Genomic DNA, 19,725 nt, shown 5'->3' on the forward strand with positions numbered 1-19,725 from the left:
AAGTCAGTCCTTGTAGCGGAGTACGTCGGTTAAGAACGGGAGATAGCGGGGGAGGGTGTCGTGTCGCGACGCCTCGCCCCAAAGGTGATGGAGGATTTCGTCGTCCCCGGTGTAGACAGCCGCATGATTCGGCACGTCGTTGGGGCTGCGGATTTTCATCAGAAGCACGTCGCCTACCTGCAAATTTTCGGCGCGGCCTACCGAATAGAATCCGGCATCTTTGTAGTGCTGCGTGTACAGGTCAGACACTCCATCTTTCCACCACTCGCCAGAGCGGGGGAAGTCCGGCAGAGTCACGCCGCGAACCTGTTTGTAGTAACGGCGAATGAGGCCGTAGCAATCGTTCGTACCGTGAGAAAACTCACAGCCGACTAGCGGAGCTTCGTAGCCGCTCGGGGAGAACTCGCACCAATCATCTACTGCGATTCGGCCATCGGCCTGTACGCCAAGGCTCACGATGATCCATTGCGGAACGCAGCCATCTTCACAGGCGGTTAGGTCTGCTTGGCTTGGTCGAGCGCTTGCGCCAGGATGGGAATGTACGATCGCCTGTATCGGGCCGATGTCCTCCGCCGACGCGTAGTCGTCGGGAGCAATCTCGAACGCATCACGGGGCGTAGGCGATGTGTTGCGGCATGGAATGTATTGTCCGGAAACGATAAGGCCGCAGCACTCGTCCGGATATTGCGCTAGGGCATGTTTGGCGATGTCCTCACGCAACCCTGATTCAATCATAGTCCTCCGTTTCTTCCTGCCGATGGGTAGCCGCCCCAAGGCAATACGGCGTTCTGCCCGAATCGGCATTTACAGCTTGTGAGGCGTTTCCCGCACACGTCAAGCGATGGGTCTGATACCGAATTGTTGTTCTTGTCGAAGAACGTGATTCCGGCCCAACTACATCCGGAAACGGGGTCTCTGTAGTTGAACGTGCATAGCGTTGCGGTAACTTGGCGGCCGGGTAGCTGCACGCCGGAGAAGTCGAGAGCGGACGCCAGCCGGAACGAGACACTTACGGGTGTTTCTTCCGTACGCTGCTCAATGCGCCACACTTCGACGGCGCTGTATTCGGAAGCGTTGGCGGATACCGCGCCGTCGAGATACTGCTCCAGTGTCCAAAGCCTCCGGACCACCGCGCCGACCATATCGGAAAATGCGATACAGAGCGCGGAGATTGATCCGTCAACGTTGGACACCGTTAGAGTGGGCGACGGCTGGCTCTGGGAACCGGTGCGGGCGAAGCCGGACGCAGTGATAGGCCACGGCGTGTAGTCGTGACCTCCCCACTTGATCGGTCCGGATTGTAGGTGTGCGTGGAACCGCATCACGTCGCCGCCGAGCGGGGTTAGGTCAACCTCATAGAGTTCGACGCGCGCGCCGGGGCTGTTCGATTGTACCTCCGCGTTAATGCTCACGCTGAGGTCTGCTCCAATGCAGATACGCGCGAAGCCAACTCTTTCACCGCTTCGATAATTGGCCCAATCAATGACGTGTAGTTGACGCCCAGGTATCCAGATTTGTCGAAAGAGTCTGGTAGTTCGGTGACAGCGTAAGGGAAAGCTTGCTGTACCTCTTGGGCAATAACACCGTATTGCCTCTGATCGGTGTCCCTATACCTGTACTCTACCCCTCGCACTTCGCACAGCCGATGCAATGCGTTATTGATGGTCTCCACATCGGCCTTGAATCGCGCGTCTGAGCCTTGAGTTAAAGTCCCGCCGATTGTGACGTTCCCGTTGTCGTCGCAAGAGAACAACTCGCGGTTATACGCACGGTTAACGATACGCATGTGCGTGCCGAAGGGGTTATACAGCGTAGGGAAGTTGTCGGGGCTGATTGATATGAGCGGCTGCGCTACGCCGTTGCTGTCCTTTGCATAGTACGGAATTCCGTTATTGACGATGACCGCTGGACAATAGAGGTTGCCGTTTAGCGCCCCGCCACTCAGGGGCAGGTAGCCAGCCGGGTTAAAGTTTCCCGAATCCCACGCAACATAACCACTGAACGTCGGGCGCTTCGAAAATGCGGCTGCGCCGGTTGCTCGCGATATTTGAAGGGGGGCATCGATCCACGTCCCGTTATCCGAATAACGGCTAATGAAAAAGTCCGACCCGGCGTTAGACCCGTTTTCGCTGGCGCTTGTGACGCCGTTGGCCCATCGCAGCGACGTTCCGGAGTTGTAAAGTACTTGTCGATAATTTCCCGCCGCTGCACCAATCGATAAATTTACACCGCCTGTCGCAGCCGATACGGACGCCGCCGAACATGATACGGAACCGCTTACTGCAAGGTTGCCAGAGACCTGCTCATTAGGGCCGGCAGAGCGACCCCGCATAAGGACCGACCATGAATTGGCCCCGTCAGTGGCGGCGAGCAACGTTTCATATGCGCCCAGAGCAACCGGGTTCGCGAACGAATCGCCGGGCGATGGAGAATGCGTGATTGCGAAGCCGCTTGCGTTAATGACGAGAAGCACGCCGTCCGCTACACACGTACTAGCTTTCGGCCATGTGAGAGTCGCAGCGGCCGAAGGGCGAAGTACTACGCGTTTGCCTACGTAGGTACTATCCAAGACGACGGTATTGTTAGTTACCGGCGCAGATGAAACAAGCGCCGCTTGCGTAGTCAGTATATCGACGTTCGCATTTACCTTGACGTTGCCTGATCGGACAGTATCTCCGTCCTTTCCTTCCGGGGCTGTGCCGAGGTTGATCTTCTGTAATACAGGCAAGTGTTAGAAAACCTCCTGAAATGTCGCGGTTAGAGTCCATACGTTCCCGCCTTCGGGATGCCGCGAGATGCCTTGCGGATCACAGACAAATACGCCTTTCGTACGGCGAGGCGGGGTCCATTCGAAGCGCTGCGCACCGCGAGTTGCTTTGAGGAACGTATAGATTGCATCGATGGTCACTGCATCGTTCCGGAAAGTGACGGGCCACACATCGGCGGCGTTGTTGATACCGTTCGGCGCGCGCTGGCTGTAGCCGTCCCCGAACTGGGCGACAAGCACGTCGAATTTCGTTGTGCCTGTTACATCCAGCAACGGTGACCATGTGAATACCGGATAAGCCAACGTCAGATTTGCCCGTACTTCATTTGATAGGCGAAGCCCCCTTGTTCTCGCATGCGTTGTTCCATTCGAATATCAATCCAAGACTGGACGTACTGCTGTAGGTCTTTCGCGTCCTGCTCGGACAAACCTCCGCCGCCGTGGTTGTTCACTTGGACAGAGACCGGAGAGGAACCGCTAGAAGCGGCAGGCGAGGGCGCGAGTGTTGCGGCGATACCGCCTGTCGCGAAGTGCGCCATGTGGCCGGAGTTGATCGACTCAAGCAGGCTGCGGTACTTCTTTGTCGACGCCGCGTTGACTACGAATTCACCGTTCGACAACATCGCGGGGATACTGTCGCTAGTCCCCGTGCCGGGGCCGCTGATAGCGCCGCCAGACGCAAAGTGACCAACGGGGCCGCCATCGCTGAAAAAGCCGAATGAGCTAGCCATCGCCTTGAATACCCCAATCTCGGCTTGCCGCAACGCGATCTTTGCTAAGTCAGCAAGAACGGACGTAGCGAAGGAACTAAAACTAGCCTTGCCCGTTGTGATGAACGTATCCAGAGCGTTACTGACCGAATCGAATGCGCCCCGGAATCCGCTTGCGACCGCCTCTGCGGTTGTCTGCGAGGAACCTACGAGGTCCGCGTAACCTTTCTTGAATTGTTCCCCGAACGATTCCCGGATTGCTTTCTGACGCTGTAGGTTCTCCTCGAACGCTTCCGTTTGCTTTCGGTAGCTGTCGCCCGCGAGGAGTAACTTTTCCTGGTACTCTTTCTGGTCAGCGTTCGGGCTGCTGTATTGCTCGTTGAGCGATGTAACTTTGCGTTCGAACTGATCGCGCAGAGCGGCGCGAGCGTCGTACACGGCCTTCTCATCCGCCAGCATGTTCCGCGTGTTGAACGTGTCCGCATACTGGTTGAGTTGCGCGCCAAGTGCCGTAGCCTCCTGCATCGAGAACTTAGCGACGTTCGCTGCACGCTGCGCCTGATACTTCGCTAGCGCGTCCGTCAGGTCCGCATCGATCTTCTGCCGCTCCTCTGCGAGTCGGAGGTATTCGGCGTTGGCCGTCTCGTAGGTGGACTTCTCTTTCTTTGCTGACGCGATGTCCGCTCGCTGCTTGGCGTTTGCGATCTGCTGATCGAGTGCCTTTGCCTGGATGTCGTGCAGGCGTTGAAAGTACGTTTCCGAGTCAATCAGCCCCGCGTCGCGTTGAGCTTTGAGGGATGCCTCCGAGCGCTTCGCCTCCGCCTCAATCAGCCGGTTCATGCCGGCGAGGCGAGCAAGTTCCGCATTGAGTCCGCCCTCACTGGCGTGCTTGCGGTTCTTGTTCGCGTATGACTCGTTGATTTGCGCGACGTTATCCTGATGTCGCTTGAGTGCTTCCTCGTACTTCGCGGAGTTTTTGTCCAGGTCACGCGTTGCATTCGCGAACGCCTCGTTTTCCTGCTGTAGTTCGAGGCTATGCTTCTGCTTGGGCGTCGCGTACTTGTCCGAGCGGAGGTATTCACCGACCCGTACAGCAGCGTCTCCGCCTTTCGCTGCACCCTCGCGCGATTGCCGCATCTTTTCTTCGGCGTCTAACTGACCCCGGAGTGCGTTGAGCTTCGCCAGTTCAACCGCGAGTTCACGCTTATTCGCGTCGATGACGGAAGCCGACACGGCAGCTTTATTTCCATGCGTTGTCGCTTGGTCCTGAATGGTCTTTTGCAGGTTGGCGACTACTTCCGTCTGCGCGCGGAGTTTCTCCATAGTGCCGGCCGGCGTGCCGACGTTCATAACAGCAGCGGAGTAGTGCTTGACGGTCGCAATTAGCGAGTTCCACCAACGCTGCACGACGCCGATGTTCTGCGTTGCGTTCGATGCGAAAGCGTCGTGCGACCCTGCTAGGTCACGAAGGATTGCCTTGTACGCCGCCGCCTTGTCGCCAGCCTTGACATAGTTCTCAATTTCTTCGATCTGGGCGGCGTTGAACGTGTGGTGCGCCTTCTGATACTCGGACACCCACTTAAGCACGTCGTCCTGAATCTTGGCGATCGACTCTGCGGCTTTGTCGAAACCGATACCGATATCCGACGACATCGCAAGCGCCGCTTTCGTCGCGAGCGCGAGACTATCGCCCGTAACTGCGCCAGTAGACGCGACAGCAGCCATTGCTTCCCGCACGTCACTTAGGGATGTGTGCGTGTCGCGGAGGCGGTTCGACATGAGCACCATTTGCTCCGTCGTCATGCCGAGGTATCCGCCCGTGGCCGTGATCGCCTTGTTGAACTGTTGTGCCGATTCGTAGCCCGCGTAGACCTGCTTGGCAAACAGGAAAGCCGCGCCGGCTGCCGCAGTAAGCCCCATGCCGAGCGGCGACATAATCAGGCTCAGTGCGTCGGATGCCTCCGCCATCACCAGCATGGACCCGGCAAATCGTTTCCACTGACCTTGAGACGCTTCGTGCGCGAGAACGAGCATTTCGCGGCGCGCTGCGGAGTTGTTGATACTGAATGAGTGCGCCGCATGCGCAGCTTGTTGGATCGCGGCGGCCTGGGCGGAGAAAGCTTGCGTAACGCCTCGCGCTGCGGCTTGCTGATTGAGCATTTCCAAGCGGGTCTTACCGGCTGTCGCTTGGAGGCGGTCGTACTGGTCTACGAGTTTCTTTGCTTCGCGTGCGGTGAGGTTGTAGCCGTTGCTGGCGGCTTCCTGCATCGCGCGTTGTACGGCTTCTTGTTTGCGCCGTACTTCTTCCTGTGACGCGTTTAACTGCGCATTTGCCGCACGGAGTTGGCCGATACCCGCCTGTGCGCCGGATGCATCAACGGAATAGCGTACGGTTACGTTATTGTTGCTACCGCTCACGGACCTCCTTTCTTGTTCAGTGCCGCAAGGATCGTGTCGCGTGTCCGATCTACGGCACGCTGCTTAACAGCTTCGAAGGCGGGCCGTACGAACGGATGTGCTGGCATGCGCGAGTTGCCACCCTCCAGCATTGCCGCGAGGGTTTTACGTGCCAACTTGCCGCCAGTTTTCCAGCGTGATTTCGTGTCGCCTACGAACAGCGCAAGGTAGGTAGCGTTCATACCTGCCGTGCTGTTCTCGCGGTCGTAGGTAACTGTCAACCCGGACGCTAAGTCACCTGACTCGCGCGGAACGCGAACCGCGATTTCGTTCTTGATTTCCGTGACGCCTGCCGCTGCGGCTTGGCGTAGAACAGATTCCGAAACGGTCGCATCAAGCGCGGCGATTTCGTTAGCCAGTGCGTCTGGGTTGTCTACGGAGTACGATTTTCCGCGTGCCATTCTTCTTTAGCTCCGCAAGGTTGACCCCGAAAACGGATGCCGCGATGTCCTCTGCGCTGCGAATCGGCTCCGCCGCCTTCGGCGTGCTGATCCACGGCATGAATTGACTAGGCAAGAGCGGGGGTGTGTTAGCTGTTCTGTTGACGTTGGCGATAACGCTAGCGATGGTTCCCGCGCGAAGGTCTGCGATGCGGTCTCCGAATGGTTCAATGGAGAAGTACGCTATCCATTCACCAAACTCCGCGCTGGATACTTCCGCCTGAGCGCGCTTCACAGACATCCCGAGTTCTTTTGCCAGCCGGAACCACATCAAGCGTTCCGGGCTGGCCCTTAGTTTTTTGCGGCTTCTGCCTCTGCTGCTGCACCGATGTTGTTGATTCGCATGGACACGGCGGCAATTTCTGCAACAGCCGTTGCGCGCGATTCCTTGAGGGCCGCAACGTCATCGAGGGAGAACATCGGAGAATCTTGGTCGTCAACAACCGTCGAGACCACGATAAGCGCCTCAAAGCGTGCGTTGCTAAAGTCATCGCCCATGTTCCGGGTCAGCGATTCGCGGGCGTCGCCCGAGAGTTCCTTGAAACGCAGTTTTGCGCCGCTGAGGGCTTTGATCGGCTCCTCATGGATGGCGGGGGCGATTGCTGCGAAGATTTGTTCTTTGTTCATGCGTTATTGGCAGCTTTCGCAGCCATCATCAAAATTGCAGACAATAGGGACAGGCGCGGATTGCGCCTCGCGAATAAGTCGGTTGATTACCGGCACTGCATTCGCTTGGACTTCCGCCATAGCGAGCCGCACTAGTTCGTCTACGCGATCACGCACCGACAGTGACCGTGATGTCGCCGGTAATTTCCAAGTTGACCGCGCCGGTAACAACCTGATCGACCTTGGCCGAGATGGGGAAATCCTTCACGAATGCGCTGAATTCCAGAGTGGAACCGTCCGAGAGAGTCGCGCGGAAGTCGATGGACGTACCGGCTTTCTTCGCGGCCAGAAGTGCGGAGTGCGAAGGTTCTTTAAGGTTTGTGTTGATGGTGAGCGTTACTTGGCCCCAGTCTTGGAGGCCGAGCCGCTTCTCTTTCGCTTTGCTGTCCAGGTCGGTAACGTCGATGACGTTTGCCGCGCCGTTGAAGCCGGAAAGATCGGTAAGGTTTTTGACTTTCGCCCAAGTGGGCGCACCGGTCGTTGCGGTGTTGTATTCGAGCTTAGTACCTTGGGCGTTGACTGCCGTAGATACGGTGTTTTCTGCCATTAAACCTCAGTGTTGTAGGTGATGGAGAAGTCCAGAGACGACCCATAAAGGAGCGTGTCGGATTCGAAGTTGCTGATAGGCCCGCCGATGGGGACGCCCTTGATTCGCGGATTCACCAGCGCTTGCTTTACCTGCCGCATTAGCTGCGCGGCCTCTTTGCGAGTCTTGGCCCAAACGCTGATTTGAACGCGGGCGTTCTCGATGTCCGGTAGCTCGTTGTCTAGACCCGTGAAGTCCTGCCCGCCGACCACTTGATATGTGATCCACGGAGCCGGAGTTTTTGCGGGGGCAACGTCGGGATAGACTTGACCGGAGGCGAGAGCGGCGAGCGCCTTGTAGACGATCGACTCAACCATCGTTCGCGTTCTCTGTGCAAACGAGGTCCGTGTACTCGCGAGATGCCACGTTAGGCAGGACGGAGGCGATATTGAAGATGACGCCCTGAGCGATGGCGCGGTCGCCGTTTGTCACGTCGTCTCGATAGCGAATGCGGATACTGGCGGAGCCAATGTCTACCGATGTGCCGCCCGTGATGCGCTCTTTCCCGTTCAGTTGGAGGATTGCGCCCCATACAGACGCGTATTCCGTCCAGGCGTTAATCTCTTGCCCGGTATCAGGATCGCGACCGGACGTGCGACGCTGTAGGGACACCTTGTTACGGAGCGTCCCGGCGCGGACGCCGGTTACGATGCGCCGTGTTGGTCTGGTGGGGATGTTCCTCATGCCAAGGTCGGGTCGCGGTCGCGCATGAGGAGCGATTGGACTGCGGGGCCAATCGGATCGTTTGCCCCTTCGCGATCCTCGTAGAGGGCGGCGAGGACCAAGAGGACTGCGGTGCGCACGCGAGGCGGTACGGTGTCGGCTGTGTACGCTGCTGCCTCAACCGTTTTGAGGTAGCCCACGACGATATCGCTTGCCGCTGAGACGAGACCTGTAAGTTCCTCGTCGCTGTCAGTGTCGGTGATCCGCAGTTGTGCTTTTGCTTGCGCGAGTGTGATTAGGTCACTCATCGGCCGTAGCGGCTTCCTCCTCCTCTGGCGGTTGTTCTTCGGGATCGGCGGGTTTCTCGTTCCCCGGAGTTGCAGACCCGTCAGGCGGCTTGCGGCCGGCGAGAGCGGAGAGAGCGTAGTTCTGCTGCTGCATGTACGGCGTATCGCCGCCTTCCTTCGGTGCGAGACCCTGCCGCGCGCGTGCCTCGTTCGGAGCCATGATCCCGGCACCGACCGATTGCGCGTTGGCCGACAGCATTGCGGCTTCGTCCATTCGCATAAGACCGGACGTATCGAACTTGAATCCGACTGTATCGGGGACGCCGAATGCGTCGTCTAGCAGTAGCTCGATAGCCTCAAGATAGGCTTGCAGACAGTCGGAGTAGTACATTGCCTCGTAGATGGCGGAACTATTCGCTGTGCGTGAGCCGGTATCCAAGCCGATCTTATGGCCGGGTACGTGGAAGCACCGGGCGACGTCCTGTGCAGTCCATTGGAGGTGTTCGACGGTTTGCGCGTCGGAGCCGGTCATCGTCATGGGGTTGTACACAAGGCCGTCACCGGCAACCAGCGTGCCGCCTGCGCCCATACCGCTATACTCGTCCATCTGCTTCTTAAGCCGCTGGGCGGTCGGTTCCGAGATTGCGCCCGGAGCGGACAGCACGCCGGAAGGACGAGCCGCATTCGAGAAGAACGCGGCGGAGTTGTTCGTGATGCTGCTAGCAAGAACGGCCGACCCGGCGCACGCCGCAATCGGCGTCATACCTACGAGCGGATGCCACGACGTGATACCCCGATCATGGATGATGTCGCGCGCAGGAACCACGAAGGTCTCCAACGGAGTGACCATAAGCGGGGACATCGTGACCTGATAGAAAATCGAACCATCAGGCGCAACGAGAGGAACAACGTACTTGGGGTTTAGCACGTCCATTGAGACGATGCCGCCCATGTTGTTCCGGTTGAGAAGAACGTAGGTATTGCCGTGCGTCAGCTTGCTTGCGAGCCACGACTTAACGAACTGCTGTCGCGTTTGATAGTGGTTCGGCTTGCGTAGTACAGTCGTGAAGCGCGGCGCGCTGGATTCTAGCCATACGCCGTCCGTCAACTTTACGTACTTGATACGCAACTTCGAAACGTCCGACGAGATGAGGTCCACGCAGGCGAACACGGCTGAGCTAGCCAGCATCCCGTCGCGAGTGCTTAGAGCTTGGTTCTTTTGCCATGCGCCAGGATACGGCTCGCGGATGTACCCATTAGAACCGGGCGCACCGATTGCCGATGCACCAACAGACGCGGCGGGACGCTTCTTGAACTTGAGCGCCTTGGTTACGTCCCAGCCGAACACTCTCATTCAGCGTCCTTGGACTTGGGGCGGCCGGGTTTAGGTGCGAGCTTCACCCAACCGAGCGCAATCAGAAAATCTGCCTCCGGTTTCGGGAGTGATCGCTTTTCGCCTTCTTTGATGGAAGGGTGCAACGGCGCATCCCGGAGGGCCTGCACCGTGACGAATTGGGCCATAGCCCTCCGAGTTGGTAAGCGTTGAACAGGAGGCCCCGAAGACGGCGGGGCATGTTGGATTACGGCGTGACGGTCGAGCCGTAGGTAGCGCCCGTGATGACGTTTGCCGCGAGGTTGCGGCGCTTCTGCCAGTTGATGAATTGGCCGATGCGGACGGCGACCATGTTGTTCTGGAACATCGAGACCGGGGCCGTCGTGGCGTTTTCCGGATCGCTGTCCATGATGATCGACGCCTCACGCGTGATGTCGATCTGCGGGCCTGCATCTTCCGAGAGGTACACCTCGTCCGGAATCAGGAACACGATTTGATCGCCGGGGCAGTTGTTCGACGTGATGACCGGATAGTTTTCCAGCGTGCCGCCGTCCTTGCTGATGTCCGGGAAGTACTTCGCGCCCAGGGCGTTACGCATCGCGCCGATTGCTTGTGCACGTGCCGGCGACATGACCAGAAGCGCGCGCGAGAGGTCGAGGTTCGCTGCGATTGCCGGGGCGGTGAGGGTCTGGATGTCCGCGATAAGGTGCAGCGCCTCGTTGCCGCTCGCCTTCACGCCGGTTACACCGTTGAGCATGCCGGCCGGCGAGACGTTCGCGACGGCTGCGCCGTTACCGATGAACGTACGGTCCAGACCTTGCGCGGTTGCCTTGAGGAGGTCCGCTTGCACCAGCGCTTCGGCGGCCGGATTCGAAAAGCGGATAAGTTCATCGGAGAACGCGGCAATCGCGTAGACCTTGGCCCACGTCAGAAAGATCGCGTTGAACTTTGCCGACGTGACCGGGACCGGCTTGGCTTCGCCCACCCAGCCGACCGTCGTACCGCCGTTCTGTCCAGCGATACGGACATTAAACGGAACCTTGCGGAGATTCAGCCGACCGAGGATCGTTTGCGGATACAGAAGTTCGATGAAGTCGCCCGCGTACGTTTCCGGATAAATCAGGTTGCCGGCCCATTCAGCTACCTGCGTCGAGCCTGCGGATACCGCCGCCTTGACGATGCCGTTAACCACGGCGTCATCCTTGTAATGCTCCTCTGCGAGCATCTTTGCAACTGCGAGGTTGCCATTAGCCTTTGCGAGAACCATCGCCGTACGCGTGAATGCCGAACCCTTCGGCGCGTTGGTCTCGACCGACACCGCAGACTTTGCAGTGACCTTGATTTCGTTCTCTTGCTTCGGAACGGCGACCGCACGCGCGGCGAGCGACTTCTCCGTTTCCTTGAGCGCGTCCAGTTGCTTCTGGTCGGCCTTGAGAGCTTCGTTGATGCCGTCGATTTCTGCGAACTGTTCCGCAGTGAGTGCGACGCCTTCCGTTGCCGACTTAACGACCGTGGTGTCGCGCTTCTCGACCGCTGCCGCCATCTTCTCTTGAAGTGCTTTGATTTGTTGTGCCAGAGTCATACGTAATCCTTAGTAAATGGGGTAATAGAAGGGCTTGAGCGCGGCCCGTGGCGCGGTTTCGATTGCTTGGGTTGTTGCCGCGCTCGTCGGCGGGTCTGCTTGATTGCCTTTGGCGTTACCCTCTGGCGTGATCGGAGCGGTGTCCGGAATTTCTGAAAGGCTCTTGAACGCGGTAATGAGCGCTTCGGGATTGCACGGAATGGCAGTGAGCGATAGCTCGGAGATATCCGCCTTCTTGTAGTGCATGCCCCCGTCGTCCTTGTAGGCGTATTCGGTCGGGCGGAAGCGAATAGAGACGCCCTTGATAAGGCCGCTCTTGACGCTGTGCCATGCCTCATCAGTACGGCGCTTTACCTCACCTTCCTCGTCTACCTTGGGAATCTGCGCGCGGAACGGGAGACCCTTTGCGGTCGGCGTGCCGAATTGAACGGTTCCTACCGGCTGATCAATCTTGTGATTGAGGAGGAGGGGTGTTTCTTTCTGGAACGTGAGGCCCAGAGGCTCTACCACGTCGTTTACTCTGTCCGCTGTCGGCGTTGAGGCAATCCCTTCAAACACACGGGAGTCCTCATTAACTGACTTGATTACGACAGCGGAGAACAGCTTGTTGTCTATTCAGACCTCACAAAACGAAGAATTGATAGGTGCGCTCCGGCTCAACGTCACTTGCTGCGAGAACCGTTGCCCCGAATGCCATACCCATAGCGACGAGGCCGTCGATACGGCCGGTTGCCTTCTGCTTGTCCAACTTCCGGTTTCCCGACGGGTCTCTGTTGACGATTGCGTTGGCTGCACACATCGTGAGAACCGGCGATAAGCCGTGCGCAATGCGACCGTTGACGAGTTCCACCTCAAGCGCGTCGAGCGCCGGAGAAAAGTCCTTGAAACCTTGCCCGTGTGGGACAAGGGGCAACCGGCCGCCTTCCTTAGCGGATGTGTCCGCGTCTATGCCGATGTCGGAGAACTCCTTTTTGAGGAGGTCAATACGCCATCGGTCGTAGGCGATGGAATGCAGGTTCAAGCCGGCGCAGATGTCCGCAATGTCTTGGGCGACGTACTCGTAATCGACGGAGCGGCCGGGCGTGGTGCGAATGAATCCCTCACGCGCCCATACGTCGTACGGTGCGCGGTCTCGCTTGGCTCGGTCCTTGATGCCCTCGGCAGGCGTCCAGAAATACGCGTGCGTCTGCCATATGCCGTCCATGCGGCCGATTAGGACGAGGGAGGTAAGGTCAGTGCGCGCCGAAAGGTCCAAGCCGCCGAATACCTGCGTGTCGGGTTCGAATTCCAACGGCTGCATGCCACACGACTTCCACACATCCCGAGAGATGAACGGGGCGACCGTGGACACGCGCTGGTTGAGAATCAGGTTGCGGAACGTGTTTTCCACGGACGGCATGCGGACGGCCTGCTTTGCCTGTTCCTCTACGTCCTTCTCAGAACGGAACACGCCGAGCGCTGGATTCGCTGCCGCCCATGCCGCGCGGTCCATCAGTTCCGCGTCTTGGTCCGCCGCATAGAGCCGACATACGATGTGCGGGTCGTTGCTCTTTAGCGCGTCATCGATCCAGACCGAGAGCAAATCCGCATCGTTCGCGGCTTGCGTGCTGATCGCGACTAGGAGCGGTTCCGCGTGTGCACCTTGGGAGGTCGTTACCGCGTCGATAAAGTCGTCTTGCGGGCCGCGTATCTGGCCGATCTCATCCAGGATTGCGAGAACTGGGGATAGGCCGTGTGTCGTTTTGGCTTCTGCGGACAGCGCCTTGTATTCGACGTTGAGCGGTAGGCCGACGAGCTTCTTAGCGGACGGGTTGATGCGGACGAGAGGTGCAATCTCCGGCGAAAGCTGGACCATCTTGGCCGCGAGGTTGAACACAAGGGCGGCTTGGTCACGGGACATTGCCCCGGAGACAATTTGACTGTTGAGTTTTGCCTCTGGCCCAATCAGGTGCGCGAGGAGGATACAGGCGATAACCGCGCTCTTGCCGTTCTTCCGGGCAATGCTCAGGTAGGCGCGGCGTGTGCCGTGCGGGTTATCGTAGATCGAGAGAATGAACTCTCGCTGGAACTCCTCAAATCGGATCGGCTGGCCGACGAGTGCGCCCTCCGGAACACGGAGGTAACGCTCGCAGAACGCAATTACGCGCTCGCCGCGTGTCTGGGGGATTGTCTGTTTGAGTGGGCCAGGGCTTACAGGGTCTCGAATCCTCAATGCGTCAGACCGGGGATTAGCCCGTCGTCTGCTTGAGATGCGTTGTGGATGGCTCCGCGTGCTGCTTGCTCTGCGCCGAGCTTCTTTCCGGCGTCTTGGCTGCGGCCTACTGTAGCCTCTGCATGGACGTGCAGGGCGCGGGAAAGGGCGACTGCGCGGCGGGTAAGTGTCTCCAGCAGGTTGTGCTTCGGGTTCACTACCGGTGTACCGCGCGCGTTCTCCAGAACGTCCCCCTCGTCCTCAAGTTCGAGACTGAGGCGGGAGATATCGGCTTGGGTGCGGGCCAGATTTGCCGCAAGGGCTAAGTCGGCGTTGTTCCAGGTCGTAGCCGCTCGGGCTTGCACGATTGCATCCCAGTAAGGCCAATCGCCTTCACGCAAGTGGATGTGGTCCGGGGGCTTGGTTGGGCCGGATGCTACGGCCTGGGTAGCAGCTACAGCGGTTGCAGTGCTATCGGAGCGAGTTCTCAATTTGTTGTGGATGGTGCCTGTAGAATTGCCAGAAGTACTGGGAGACGACAATGAAAATTGCGCGGCCACTGCAAGACCTAGAAGATGCGCGGGCACATCTGGACGATATGCGCGGAGCAAAAACGTTCGCTGCGTTTAAGAGGGCATGGGGCGGTGTTTTATCGGACCTTTCCCGTGCATGGCATTGCACGCAGAGTTGTGTGAAGCCGTACCCAACAGTCAAAGAACATCCAACGTTCTGTGATGCCTTCAAGAAGATTGGAGATGGCGGCGATCCGTTGCTTGAGTACCTGCGCATGGCGCGAAATGCGCGAGAACATGCGGTAGTGGAAATCACGCGGGACGAGCCGGGCCACCTTGCGATCAATCCGCCTAAAGGGGCACAGGGGCTGTATATCCGGCACATGGAGCTAAAGGCAGGCCGAATGGTGTTGGACGCACCGAGAGGGGCAGAGGTGGTATTTCGCGCCGGTCGAGTAATACCCGCAACGTTCACAGCGTTCGGAAAAGAGTATTTCCCGCCTCTGTATCATCTAGGCAAGCCTGTAGACGGGTTTGACGCGATTGCGTTAGCGGAAGCCGGGATAGCCTACTACGATACTGTGATCCGTCAGATTGGGGATTTGCTGGCTGCAGTAGAGGCTGCCTAATATTGGGCTGCGCGTGTACGCGTGCGCGCACAACGGAGAAATCCAGCCCGCACCCGGATATCTGGCGCAATGCTCGCATCTCTGCTGAGAATACGGACCGGATTAGAGCGACTCCGCGTTATCGGCGGAAATTTTTGCAGTTAGCGATATTTCGACACTGACCCGCCGGTGTCGGCGGAAAAGGCTTCCGCAAATCGCCATACCCCCGCCTCCAATGAGAATTACTCTCATCTATCGAGGGTGCTTAAAAATTAGGCAATCTACAGCCCATCTGTTGCTTTGGCTCTTAGGAAAATAAGAGTTTATACGCTATAAGAATCACTGTAGTTATCACTGAGGTAACCACTGTAGCTACACTGAGTAGCCACTGAGGAATCTAGCTGTTCCAATGATGGAAGCTATCCGTAGGCAACCCGTCTACTGAGCTACCGGACTTCAAGACATAACGTCTATCTGTAGCTGTTTTCTTCTTATGGCAGTCTATGCAGAGCAATTGCATATTCGCATCATCATTAGTTCCACCATCTTCTAGAGAGACGATGTGGTCTACTTCTCCAATGCGTACAGCTATACCGCATTCTGGATTCTGACAAGTGTACTTATCTCTAAGTCTAATGCGTCTGCGTTGCTTAACGCCTGCTTCGCCTCTGAGGCGAGAATTATTTGTGATCTTCTGGATAGCTCAATCTCCTCGCTCGCTTCGCTCGCTCGGATAGAACTGCCGTGCGTATTCTATGGATGAACAGGGTTCGCCTTGCACGTACCTGGGGCATCATCGGGCATGCCTACCCATCGGGTGAGGTTCGTCCTCTCCTAAGCTGTGGGGTATTTTATATCGTGAAATGCGGCGTGTAACTCATTGATTCTACTGTGGGTTGCTCAGGTCATGAATTTGCCCGTCGCATCGGCCTTGTTCATGCACAGGCTACCCAAGGCCCATAGCCCGTTAATCGTTGCAATAATTAGGAAGAACTTTGAATAGAACCCTGTTGTAGCGTCAAGAAGAAACGCGACAATAAATAATCCGAGCTTCACTGCGCCTTTAACGTTAAATCCAGCGTAGAAGTCATGGAAGCCAAGTGAGCCAAATAGCAGGCCAAGAATGATATATGTTCCGCGAGATTTGGCTACGGAAACAACTGGAGGCGGAGCGCTCGCACTTTCAGTGTAATTGTTCGAGGCTGCAATAGGATAGCCGCAGGACGGGCATGCACGTGCTTGATCTGATACGGAGGTCTTACACTCCGGGCAATTGATTAGCGCCATGTTAATTCCCCGTTAGTTATGTCAAGGGACGGTACATGGCGCACACCGCATTGTCAAATCGTCCGGCTGTACCAGACAGGCACACCGGCAATCTCTACGCCGGAACCTTCCTCGAGCGACGTCTCAAACGACGGGTAGCGAGGATTGTCCGGCATGACCCGTATGACGTTGTTCGGAAGCACCTGGACGCGCCGGACGACTATCACTTCATTGATGTATAGCGCATACAGACCATCCTTGACGGGACCAAGAGGGTTCAGGTTTACGAGGATGTTGTCGGCCCGATTGAACGTACCCTCCATCACGTCGTCATCCACGCGCAGCACGATCAACTCATCTGGGTTCGCCTGGAGGTACTTCTCCACCCAGTAGCGACGAAATGCCATTGTCACTTGCTCGTTGGTCCCGTTGCGGGGATAGCGCGGGATGTACACGAACTCGTCAGACTCTTTACCGTCGACTTGACCTGCACCACTTTCGGTAGGGGCACCCGGATGAAGTACGTCCTCGCCAAGCAGCCAGCCAATAGGCTTACCGGTTTCATCACGGAACTTGCGCAGCGTCTCAAGGCCCGGAATCTTCTGGCCGCTCACCATGTTGTAAAGCGTCTGTCGCGGAAAGCCGCGTGATTTGCCCCATCCGTACAGGTCGTCCGTGCCGATCGCCTGCCGGAGTCGAGCAAAGAACACTTCGAACTCGGCTACGGAATCTACCGAATTTGGAGCATTCTCCTTAACTTGGTTGGACTCTGCTGATTCGTTGTACATGGTCTGACCCTTGCAAGCTGTTGATTCTACTAAATTATAGTCAAAATCTACTGACAAATAGCTGACGATGCAAAATTACAAGTAGATTGCATGTACAGAAGTCGGTAAAGTTCGTTCCGTGGTCAGCGATGACCTACCGAAATTGGAATAAATTTTAGCAGATTTAGTTGCGTCTGTACAATTTTAGGTAGATTTGTAAGTGCCTGTTTACGACAGGTGCGGCGACACGGTTACGGCCTACCAGCCCGGCGCGTAAGTCCTCTACGGAGGCGAGAACGGGATAAAGAGTCGGAGTCGCGGAGGGAATCCAAGGCACAGCGGTACGCCACGGAACAATGCGACGCCGGGATACAGACAACACACCCGGCACGAACTTCGGTTCGTAGAGCAGGTTCCGGCGAGCCTGTTCCATCAACCGAACAAAACGAGAGCGTATGACCGAACACATTCCGAAGTACGTAGGCCGGGATAACCACACGACGGCGGAGACCAGCCGCGAACCTTACGAGGAGAACCGTAACGAGGGCCGGCCGCATCAGGCGAACCGGTTGAGCAGTATCGAAGAACTGCGTAAAGCAGGGGCAGCATGGAGGAAGAAACTCCTCAACTGATCTACGCAGAGCAGCACACGGAGAGGCCCGCGAGTAGTTAGCGCGGGCTTTTCATTTGCAGACGCACGACTTTCACGAATCAACTTAGGACTACAAGATGACGCAAATCCGCAAACCGCTGGACATGAACCGCACGCACACCGTTGGCCGCTTCCTCAACGAAAATCCGGAAGCAAAGAAGGTGGTTGTTGGCAACCGCCGCAACACGCAGCGGGCGTTCTTCCACATCGGCCCGGACAATCGTATGCCGTTCAACGGCGGTGTTCGTCGCGGTTCGACGCTGGGTCGCGGTGCAGGTTTCGATATCTCCTGCAAGGCACGCGCCGCATGAACCAACGCGCCGCACTCAAGGAAGCACACGTAGCAGGCGCTACGGTCTCGTTTCACGAAGCTTCGGAAACGATCCAGATTGACGGACATCGTTGGGACCGCTGGGCCGCACTGCGGAACTGCCGCGAACCCAAGCCGTTCGTCTCGTATCGAACAAAGTCGTTGCGCGGCACCGTCGCGGGGCGCATTCAAGCGGGCTACTCCGTGGTACATGCGGGGCACTGATGGACGACCTTAAGTTTTTCGGAAGCCTGATTCTAGGCATTGCCGCGATTATGGTCTGCATCGCGGCAGGCATTCAATACAACGCGTATAGCGCGTGCAAGACATACCGGAGCCTTTCCGGCTTGCCTACATCATTCGATTGGTCTACAGGCTGCTTGGTCAAGACGAACGATGGGCGTTGGATTCAGTTGGAAGCGATCACCAGTAACTCAGCCGACGTGACGGTACGAGGACAGTAAGGCACGCGTTTCATTTCACTGTACAGGTTAGGACTACTTTTAACTCAGGGAACGATCCGAATATGAGCAAGCAATTTACGGCAGGTCAGACGGTGGAATGTGTCAGCACGGCAACCTACGGCGGTGTTGTTCAGGGCGAGAAATACACCATTGAAAGCGCGGACGGTGGATGGGTTGTGTTGAAGGAGGTGAAGCATCCGAACACAGTCGGCGGGCGGTTCCTGTCGAGTCGCTTCAAGCCTGTTCAGGAGAAGAAAATCAACGTTGGGGATACGGTCCGCATCAAGGACACCCACCTACTGCGGGACTTCTATGTCCGGAAGGGGATGAATCCCGACTGCCTCGTTGTCGAGCGCTTTGATTACAAGGGAGACCCGATCATGCAAGGCGAAACGGAGACCGAAAACTACGGGTTCCGCATGTTCCACTTCGAGCTGGTCGAGAAGGCCGTCGCAATCAAAGCGGGTGACAAGCTTCGTATTGTCTATGACGGCTTCCATCCGGCCGAGAATTGGGGCAAAGGCGTTGTGGTCGAGTTTGTCGAATCGCTCGGTGGTTCGCCGGCGGCGTATCGCGTAAAGACTCACGACGGCATCGTCGGCATTATCGACGCAGACCGCCTCGAAACGAACGCAGCAGAGCAGCAACAACCCGAACCCGCTCCCGAATTCCGCATCCGTAAGCACGGGACCGCACTCCGTGAAGTTCGCGGCATTCCGTTCGCTTCGCAAGAGGCAGCAGAGCAAGCAGTCTCGCGCTACACGCCGGGTAGCGTCTACGAGATTGTCGAGGTCAAGGTGGTTCGCACCGTGAAGGTGGAGCAAGAAGTGCGCGTGATCGACTACAAGGAGGCCGCGTGATGTTTAAGGTTGGCGACAAAGTACGAAACGTAAGCGAGACCCGCGAGACGTGGAGCGGCGGGGACGGTCCCATCATCGGCGCAACCTACACGGTTGATCGTGTGTCCGGATGCGGCAGCTACATCGGTTTTGCGGAGTTTCGAAGCCGATACCCGAGTCATGCGCGCATGACCACTCGTTACGAGTTGATCGAGCAGGGGGAGAAACCTGGTTTCGACCTCCTCGCCGCGATGACCGGAAAGCCGCTCAAGTTCCGCTCCGGCTGCGATGTCAAGTTCATCGCGTATTCGCCGGAAGCAAAGCCGCATTGCCAACTCGTTCTGTTGAACCCGTCCACGGGGAATGTCGTGACGCGGTACGCGAACGGGAAGGCGAGCGATGAGCCGCACAACGATCCGGGCGATATCCTCGTAAAGGAGGCTGCGTGAAGTCGGCCGAAATTGACGGCGTGGAGTATGTGGCCGAGCCTGAGACGAGCGGGTGCGATGGCTGCGTGGGCGATCGTGACGGGGGCTTGTGTATGGAGCTTCCCTTGGGTTGCGCGGATGAACGCGTAATCTGGGTCCGCAAGGATTGAAATTCGTTTTCTACGCCGTGTGCTTTG

General features: G+C 57.5%; 26 protein-coding genes. 6 read left to right on the top strand and 20 right to left on the bottom strand.

Annotation, left to right across the window (positions count from 1 at the left end; genetic code table 11):
• Positions 1 to 3: 3 nt before the first annotated feature.
• The 17 genes from FPJ27_RS08045 to FPJ27_RS08125 all read right to left on the bottom strand — a co-directional run bounded on the left by FPJ27_RS08045 (position 4) and on the right by FPJ27_RS08125 (position 14,083).
• Positions 4 to 735, bottom strand: coding sequence for a Mov34/MPN/PAD-1 family protein (locus FPJ27_RS08045; RefSeq protein WP_239483256.1), 732 nt, complete (start codon positions 733 to 735; stop codon positions 4 to 6).
• The gene (locus FPJ27_RS08050; protein WP_204422557.1) at positions 732 to 1,412 is read right to left on the bottom strand and encodes a phage minor tail protein L; all 681 of its coding nucleotides are present in this window, start codon (positions 1,410 to 1,412) and stop codon (positions 732 to 734) included. The genes FPJ27_RS08045 and FPJ27_RS08050 overlap by 4 nt, the downstream gene beginning before the upstream one ends.
• Positions 1,409 to 2,473, bottom strand: coding sequence for a tail fiber domain-containing protein (locus FPJ27_RS08055; RefSeq protein WP_204422558.1), 1,065 nt, complete (start codon positions 2,471 to 2,473; stop codon positions 1,409 to 1,411). Before FPJ27_RS08055 ends, FPJ27_RS08050 begins: the two co-directional genes overlap by 4 nt.
• A 258-nt stretch (positions 2,474 to 2,731) precedes the next feature.
• Positions 2,732 to 3,007: a phage tail protein gene (locus FPJ27_RS08060; protein ID WP_239483257.1), complete on the bottom strand. Its 276-nt coding sequence runs from the start codon at positions 3,005 to 3,007 to the stop codon at positions 2,732 to 2,734.
• Between the two features lie 65 nt (positions 3,008 to 3,072).
• Complete coding sequence (locus FPJ27_RS08065) at positions 3,073 to 5,895, bottom strand: phage tail length tape measure family protein (protein WP_239483258.1); 2,823 nt, start codon at positions 5,893 to 5,895, stop codon at positions 3,073 to 3,075.
• Positions 5,892 to 6,335, bottom strand: coding sequence for a hypothetical protein (locus tag FPJ27_RS08070; protein ID WP_175960139.1), 444 nt, complete (start codon positions 6,333 to 6,335; stop codon positions 5,892 to 5,894). Before FPJ27_RS08070 ends, FPJ27_RS08065 begins: the two co-directional genes overlap by 4 nt.
• A gap of 330 nt (positions 6,336 to 6,665) precedes the next feature.
• The gene (locus FPJ27_RS08075) at positions 6,666 to 7,001 is read right to left on the bottom strand and encodes a hypothetical protein (protein ID WP_204422559.1); all 336 of its coding nucleotides are present in this window, start codon (positions 6,999 to 7,001) and stop codon (positions 6,666 to 6,668) included.
• A gap of 148 nt (positions 7,002 to 7,149) precedes the next feature.
• The gene (locus FPJ27_RS08080) at positions 7,150 to 7,587 is read right to left on the bottom strand and encodes a phage tail tube protein (RefSeq protein WP_204422560.1); all 438 of its coding nucleotides are present in this window, start codon (positions 7,585 to 7,587) and stop codon (positions 7,150 to 7,152) included.
• A complete protein-coding gene (locus FPJ27_RS08085; protein WP_204422561.1) occupies positions 7,587 to 7,943 on the bottom strand; it encodes a DUF3168 domain-containing protein in 357 nt (118 codons plus the stop codon). Before FPJ27_RS08085 ends, FPJ27_RS08080 begins: the two co-directional genes overlap by 1 nt.
• Positions 7,936 to 8,310: a phage head closure protein gene (locus tag FPJ27_RS08090; RefSeq protein WP_204422562.1), complete on the bottom strand. Its 375-nt coding sequence runs from the start codon at positions 8,308 to 8,310 to the stop codon at positions 7,936 to 7,938. The genes FPJ27_RS08085 and FPJ27_RS08090 overlap by 8 nt, the downstream gene beginning before the upstream one ends.
• Positions 8,307 to 8,597 (bottom strand): head-tail connector protein, encoded by a 291-nt coding sequence (locus tag FPJ27_RS08095; protein WP_204422563.1) that lies wholly within the window; start codon positions 8,595 to 8,597, stop codon positions 8,307 to 8,309. Before FPJ27_RS08095 ends, FPJ27_RS08090 begins: the two co-directional genes overlap by 4 nt.
• Positions 8,590 to 9,930 carry a phage portal protein gene (locus FPJ27_RS08100; RefSeq protein ID WP_204422564.1) on the bottom strand — a complete coding sequence of 447 codons (1,341 nt, stop codon included), beginning with the start codon at positions 9,928 to 9,930 and terminating at the stop codon, positions 8,590 to 8,592. Before FPJ27_RS08100 ends, FPJ27_RS08095 begins: the two co-directional genes overlap by 8 nt.
• Positions 9,927 to 10,097 carry a hypothetical protein gene (locus FPJ27_RS08105; RefSeq protein ID WP_155633547.1) on the bottom strand — a complete coding sequence of 57 codons (171 nt, stop codon included), beginning with the start codon at positions 10,095 to 10,097 and terminating at the stop codon, positions 9,927 to 9,929. The genes FPJ27_RS08100 and FPJ27_RS08105 overlap by 4 nt, the downstream gene beginning before the upstream one ends.
• A gap of 59 nt (positions 10,098 to 10,156) precedes the next feature.
• A complete protein-coding gene (locus FPJ27_RS08110) occupies positions 10,157 to 11,491 on the bottom strand; it encodes a phage major capsid protein (RefSeq protein ID WP_156529985.1) in 1,335 nt (444 codons plus the stop codon).
• 9 nt (positions 11,492 to 11,500) lie between these two features.
• Positions 11,501 to 12,049, bottom strand: coding sequence for an HK97 family phage prohead protease (locus tag FPJ27_RS08115; RefSeq protein ID WP_239483259.1), 549 nt, complete (start codon positions 12,047 to 12,049; stop codon positions 11,501 to 11,503).
• 64 nt (positions 12,050 to 12,113) lie between these two features.
• Positions 12,114 to 13,703, bottom strand: a complete 1,590-nt coding sequence (locus FPJ27_RS08120) for a terminase TerL endonuclease subunit (protein WP_204422565.1) — start codon at positions 13,701 to 13,703, stop codon at positions 12,114 to 12,116.
• Positions 13,700 to 14,083 carry a TerS protein gene (locus FPJ27_RS08125; protein WP_175960146.1) on the bottom strand — a complete coding sequence of 128 codons (384 nt, stop codon included), beginning with the start codon at positions 14,081 to 14,083 and terminating at the stop codon, positions 13,700 to 13,702. The genes FPJ27_RS08120 and FPJ27_RS08125 overlap by 4 nt, the downstream gene beginning before the upstream one ends.
• Before the next feature lie 140 nt (positions 14,084 to 14,223).
• Here FPJ27_RS08125 and FPJ27_RS08130 point away from each other — a divergent pair, with 140 nt between their 5' ends.
• Positions 14,224 to 14,823: a hypothetical protein gene (locus FPJ27_RS08130; protein ID WP_175960147.1), complete on the top strand. Its 600-nt coding sequence runs from the start codon at positions 14,224 to 14,226 to the stop codon at positions 14,821 to 14,823.
• A gap of 376 nt (positions 14,824 to 15,199) precedes the next feature.
• Here the strand turns inward: FPJ27_RS08130 and FPJ27_RS36900 are convergent, their stop codons facing one another.
• The 3 genes from FPJ27_RS36900 to FPJ27_RS08145 form a co-directional block, all read right to left on the bottom strand.
• Positions 15,200 to 15,502 (bottom strand): HNH endonuclease signature motif containing protein, encoded by a 303-nt coding sequence (locus FPJ27_RS36900; protein WP_343300722.1) that lies wholly within the window; start codon positions 15,500 to 15,502, stop codon positions 15,200 to 15,202.
• 200 nt (positions 15,503 to 15,702) lie between these two features.
• The gene (locus tag FPJ27_RS08140) at positions 15,703 to 16,089 is read right to left on the bottom strand and encodes a TM2 domain-containing protein (protein WP_204422566.1); all 387 of its coding nucleotides are present in this window, start codon (positions 16,087 to 16,089) and stop codon (positions 15,703 to 15,705) included.
• Positions 16,090 to 16,142: 53 nt separating this feature from the next.
• Positions 16,143 to 16,856 (bottom strand): S24 family peptidase, encoded by a 714-nt coding sequence (locus FPJ27_RS08145; protein ID WP_239483260.1) that lies wholly within the window; start codon positions 16,854 to 16,856, stop codon positions 16,143 to 16,145.
• A gap of 434 nt (positions 16,857 to 17,290) precedes the next feature.
• Here FPJ27_RS08145 and FPJ27_RS08150 point away from each other — a divergent pair, with 434 nt between their 5' ends.
• From FPJ27_RS08150 to FPJ27_RS36350, 5 genes are all read left to right on the top strand, one after another.
• Positions 17,291 to 17,467 carry a hypothetical protein gene (locus tag FPJ27_RS08150; RefSeq protein ID WP_175960149.1) on the top strand — a complete coding sequence of 59 codons (177 nt, stop codon included), beginning with the start codon at positions 17,291 to 17,293 and terminating at the stop codon, positions 17,465 to 17,467.
• 97 nt (positions 17,468 to 17,564) lie between these two features.
• Entirely contained in the window at positions 17,565 to 17,798 is a 234-nt protein-coding gene (locus FPJ27_RS08155; RefSeq protein WP_175960150.1) for a hypothetical protein, read from the top strand.
• Positions 17,795 to 18,022: a hypothetical protein gene (locus tag FPJ27_RS08160; protein ID WP_204422567.1), complete on the top strand. Its 228-nt coding sequence runs from the start codon at positions 17,795 to 17,797 to the stop codon at positions 18,020 to 18,022. Before FPJ27_RS08155 ends, FPJ27_RS08160 begins: the two co-directional genes overlap by 4 nt.
• 301 nt (positions 18,023 to 18,323) lie before the next feature.
• A complete protein-coding gene (locus tag FPJ27_RS36345; protein WP_239483261.1) occupies positions 18,324 to 19,121 on the top strand; it encodes a hypothetical protein in 798 nt (265 codons plus the stop codon).
• Positions 19,121 to 19,549, top strand: a complete 429-nt coding sequence (locus FPJ27_RS36350) for a hypothetical protein (RefSeq protein ID WP_239483262.1) — start codon at positions 19,121 to 19,123, stop codon at positions 19,547 to 19,549. Before FPJ27_RS36345 ends, FPJ27_RS36350 begins: the two co-directional genes overlap by 1 nt.
• Positions 19,550 to 19,725 lie beyond the last annotated feature (176 nt).

It is taken from the genome of Burkholderia sp. MS455 (assembly GCF_016899445.1).
GTDB classification, from domain to species: domain Bacteria; phylum Pseudomonadota; class Gammaproteobacteria; order Burkholderiales; family Burkholderiaceae; genus Burkholderia; species Burkholderia pyrrocinia_C.

Bases quoted from the DNA above. Each gene is read 5' to 3' on its own strand.
- FPJ27_RS08045 (WP_239483256.1), bottom strand. From the start codon at position 735: ATGATTGAATCAGGGTTGCGTGAGGACATCGCCAAACATGCCCTAGCG.
- FPJ27_RS08070 (WP_175960139.1), bottom strand. From the start codon at position 6,335: ATGGCACGCGGAAAATCGTACTCCGTAGACAACCCAGACGCACTGGCT.
- FPJ27_RS08075 (WP_204422559.1), bottom strand. From the start codon at position 7,001: ATGAACAAAGAACAAATCTTCGCAGCAATCGCCCCCGCCATCCATGAG.
- FPJ27_RS08080 (WP_204422560.1), bottom strand. From the start codon at position 7,587: ATGGCAGAAAACACCGTATCTACGGCAGTCAACGCCCAAGGTACTAAG.
- FPJ27_RS08085 (WP_204422561.1), bottom strand. From the start codon at position 7,943: ATGGTTGAGTCGATCGTCTACAAGGCGCTCGCCGCTCTCGCCTCCGGT.
- FPJ27_RS08090 (WP_204422562.1), bottom strand. From the start codon at position 8,310: ATGAGGAACATCCCCACCAGACCAACACGGCGCATCGTAACCGGCGTC.
- FPJ27_RS08095 (WP_204422563.1), bottom strand. From the start codon at position 8,597: ATGAGTGACCTAATCACACTCGCGCAAGCAAAAGCACAACTGCGGATC.
- FPJ27_RS08100 (WP_204422564.1), bottom strand. From the start codon at position 9,930: ATGAGAGTGTTCGGCTGGGACGTAACCAAGGCGCTCAAGTTCAAGAAG.
- FPJ27_RS08105 (WP_155633547.1), bottom strand. From the start codon at position 10,097: ATGGCCCAATTCGTCACGGTGCAGGCCCTCCGGGATGCGCCGTTGCAC.
- FPJ27_RS08110 (WP_156529985.1), bottom strand. From the start codon at position 11,491: ATGACTCTGGCACAACAAATCAAAGCACTTCAAGAGAAGATGGCGGCA.
- FPJ27_RS08130 (WP_175960147.1), top strand. From the start codon at position 14,224: ATGAAAATTGCGCGGCCACTGCAAGACCTAGAAGATGCGCGGGCACAT.
- FPJ27_RS08140 (WP_204422566.1), bottom strand. From the start codon at position 16,089: ATGGCGCTAATCAATTGCCCGGAGTGTAAGACCTCCGTATCAGATCAA.
- FPJ27_RS08145 (WP_239483260.1), bottom strand. From the start codon at position 16,856: ATGTACAACGAATCAGCAGAGTCCAACCAAGTTAAGGAGAATGCTCCA.
- FPJ27_RS08150 (WP_175960149.1), top strand. From the start codon at position 17,291: ATGACCGAACACATTCCGAAGTACGTAGGCCGGGATAACCACACGACG.
- FPJ27_RS08155 (WP_175960150.1), top strand. From the start codon at position 17,565: ATGACGCAAATCCGCAAACCGCTGGACATGAACCGCACGCACACCGTT.
- FPJ27_RS08160 (WP_204422567.1), top strand. From the start codon at position 17,795: ATGAACCAACGCGCCGCACTCAAGGAAGCACACGTAGCAGGCGCTACG.
- FPJ27_RS36345 (WP_239483261.1), top strand. From the start codon at position 18,324: ATGAGCAAGCAATTTACGGCAGGTCAGACGGTGGAATGTGTCAGCACG.
- FPJ27_RS36350 (WP_239483262.1), top strand. From the start codon at position 19,121: ATGTTTAAGGTTGGCGACAAAGTACGAAACGTAAGCGAGACCCGCGAG.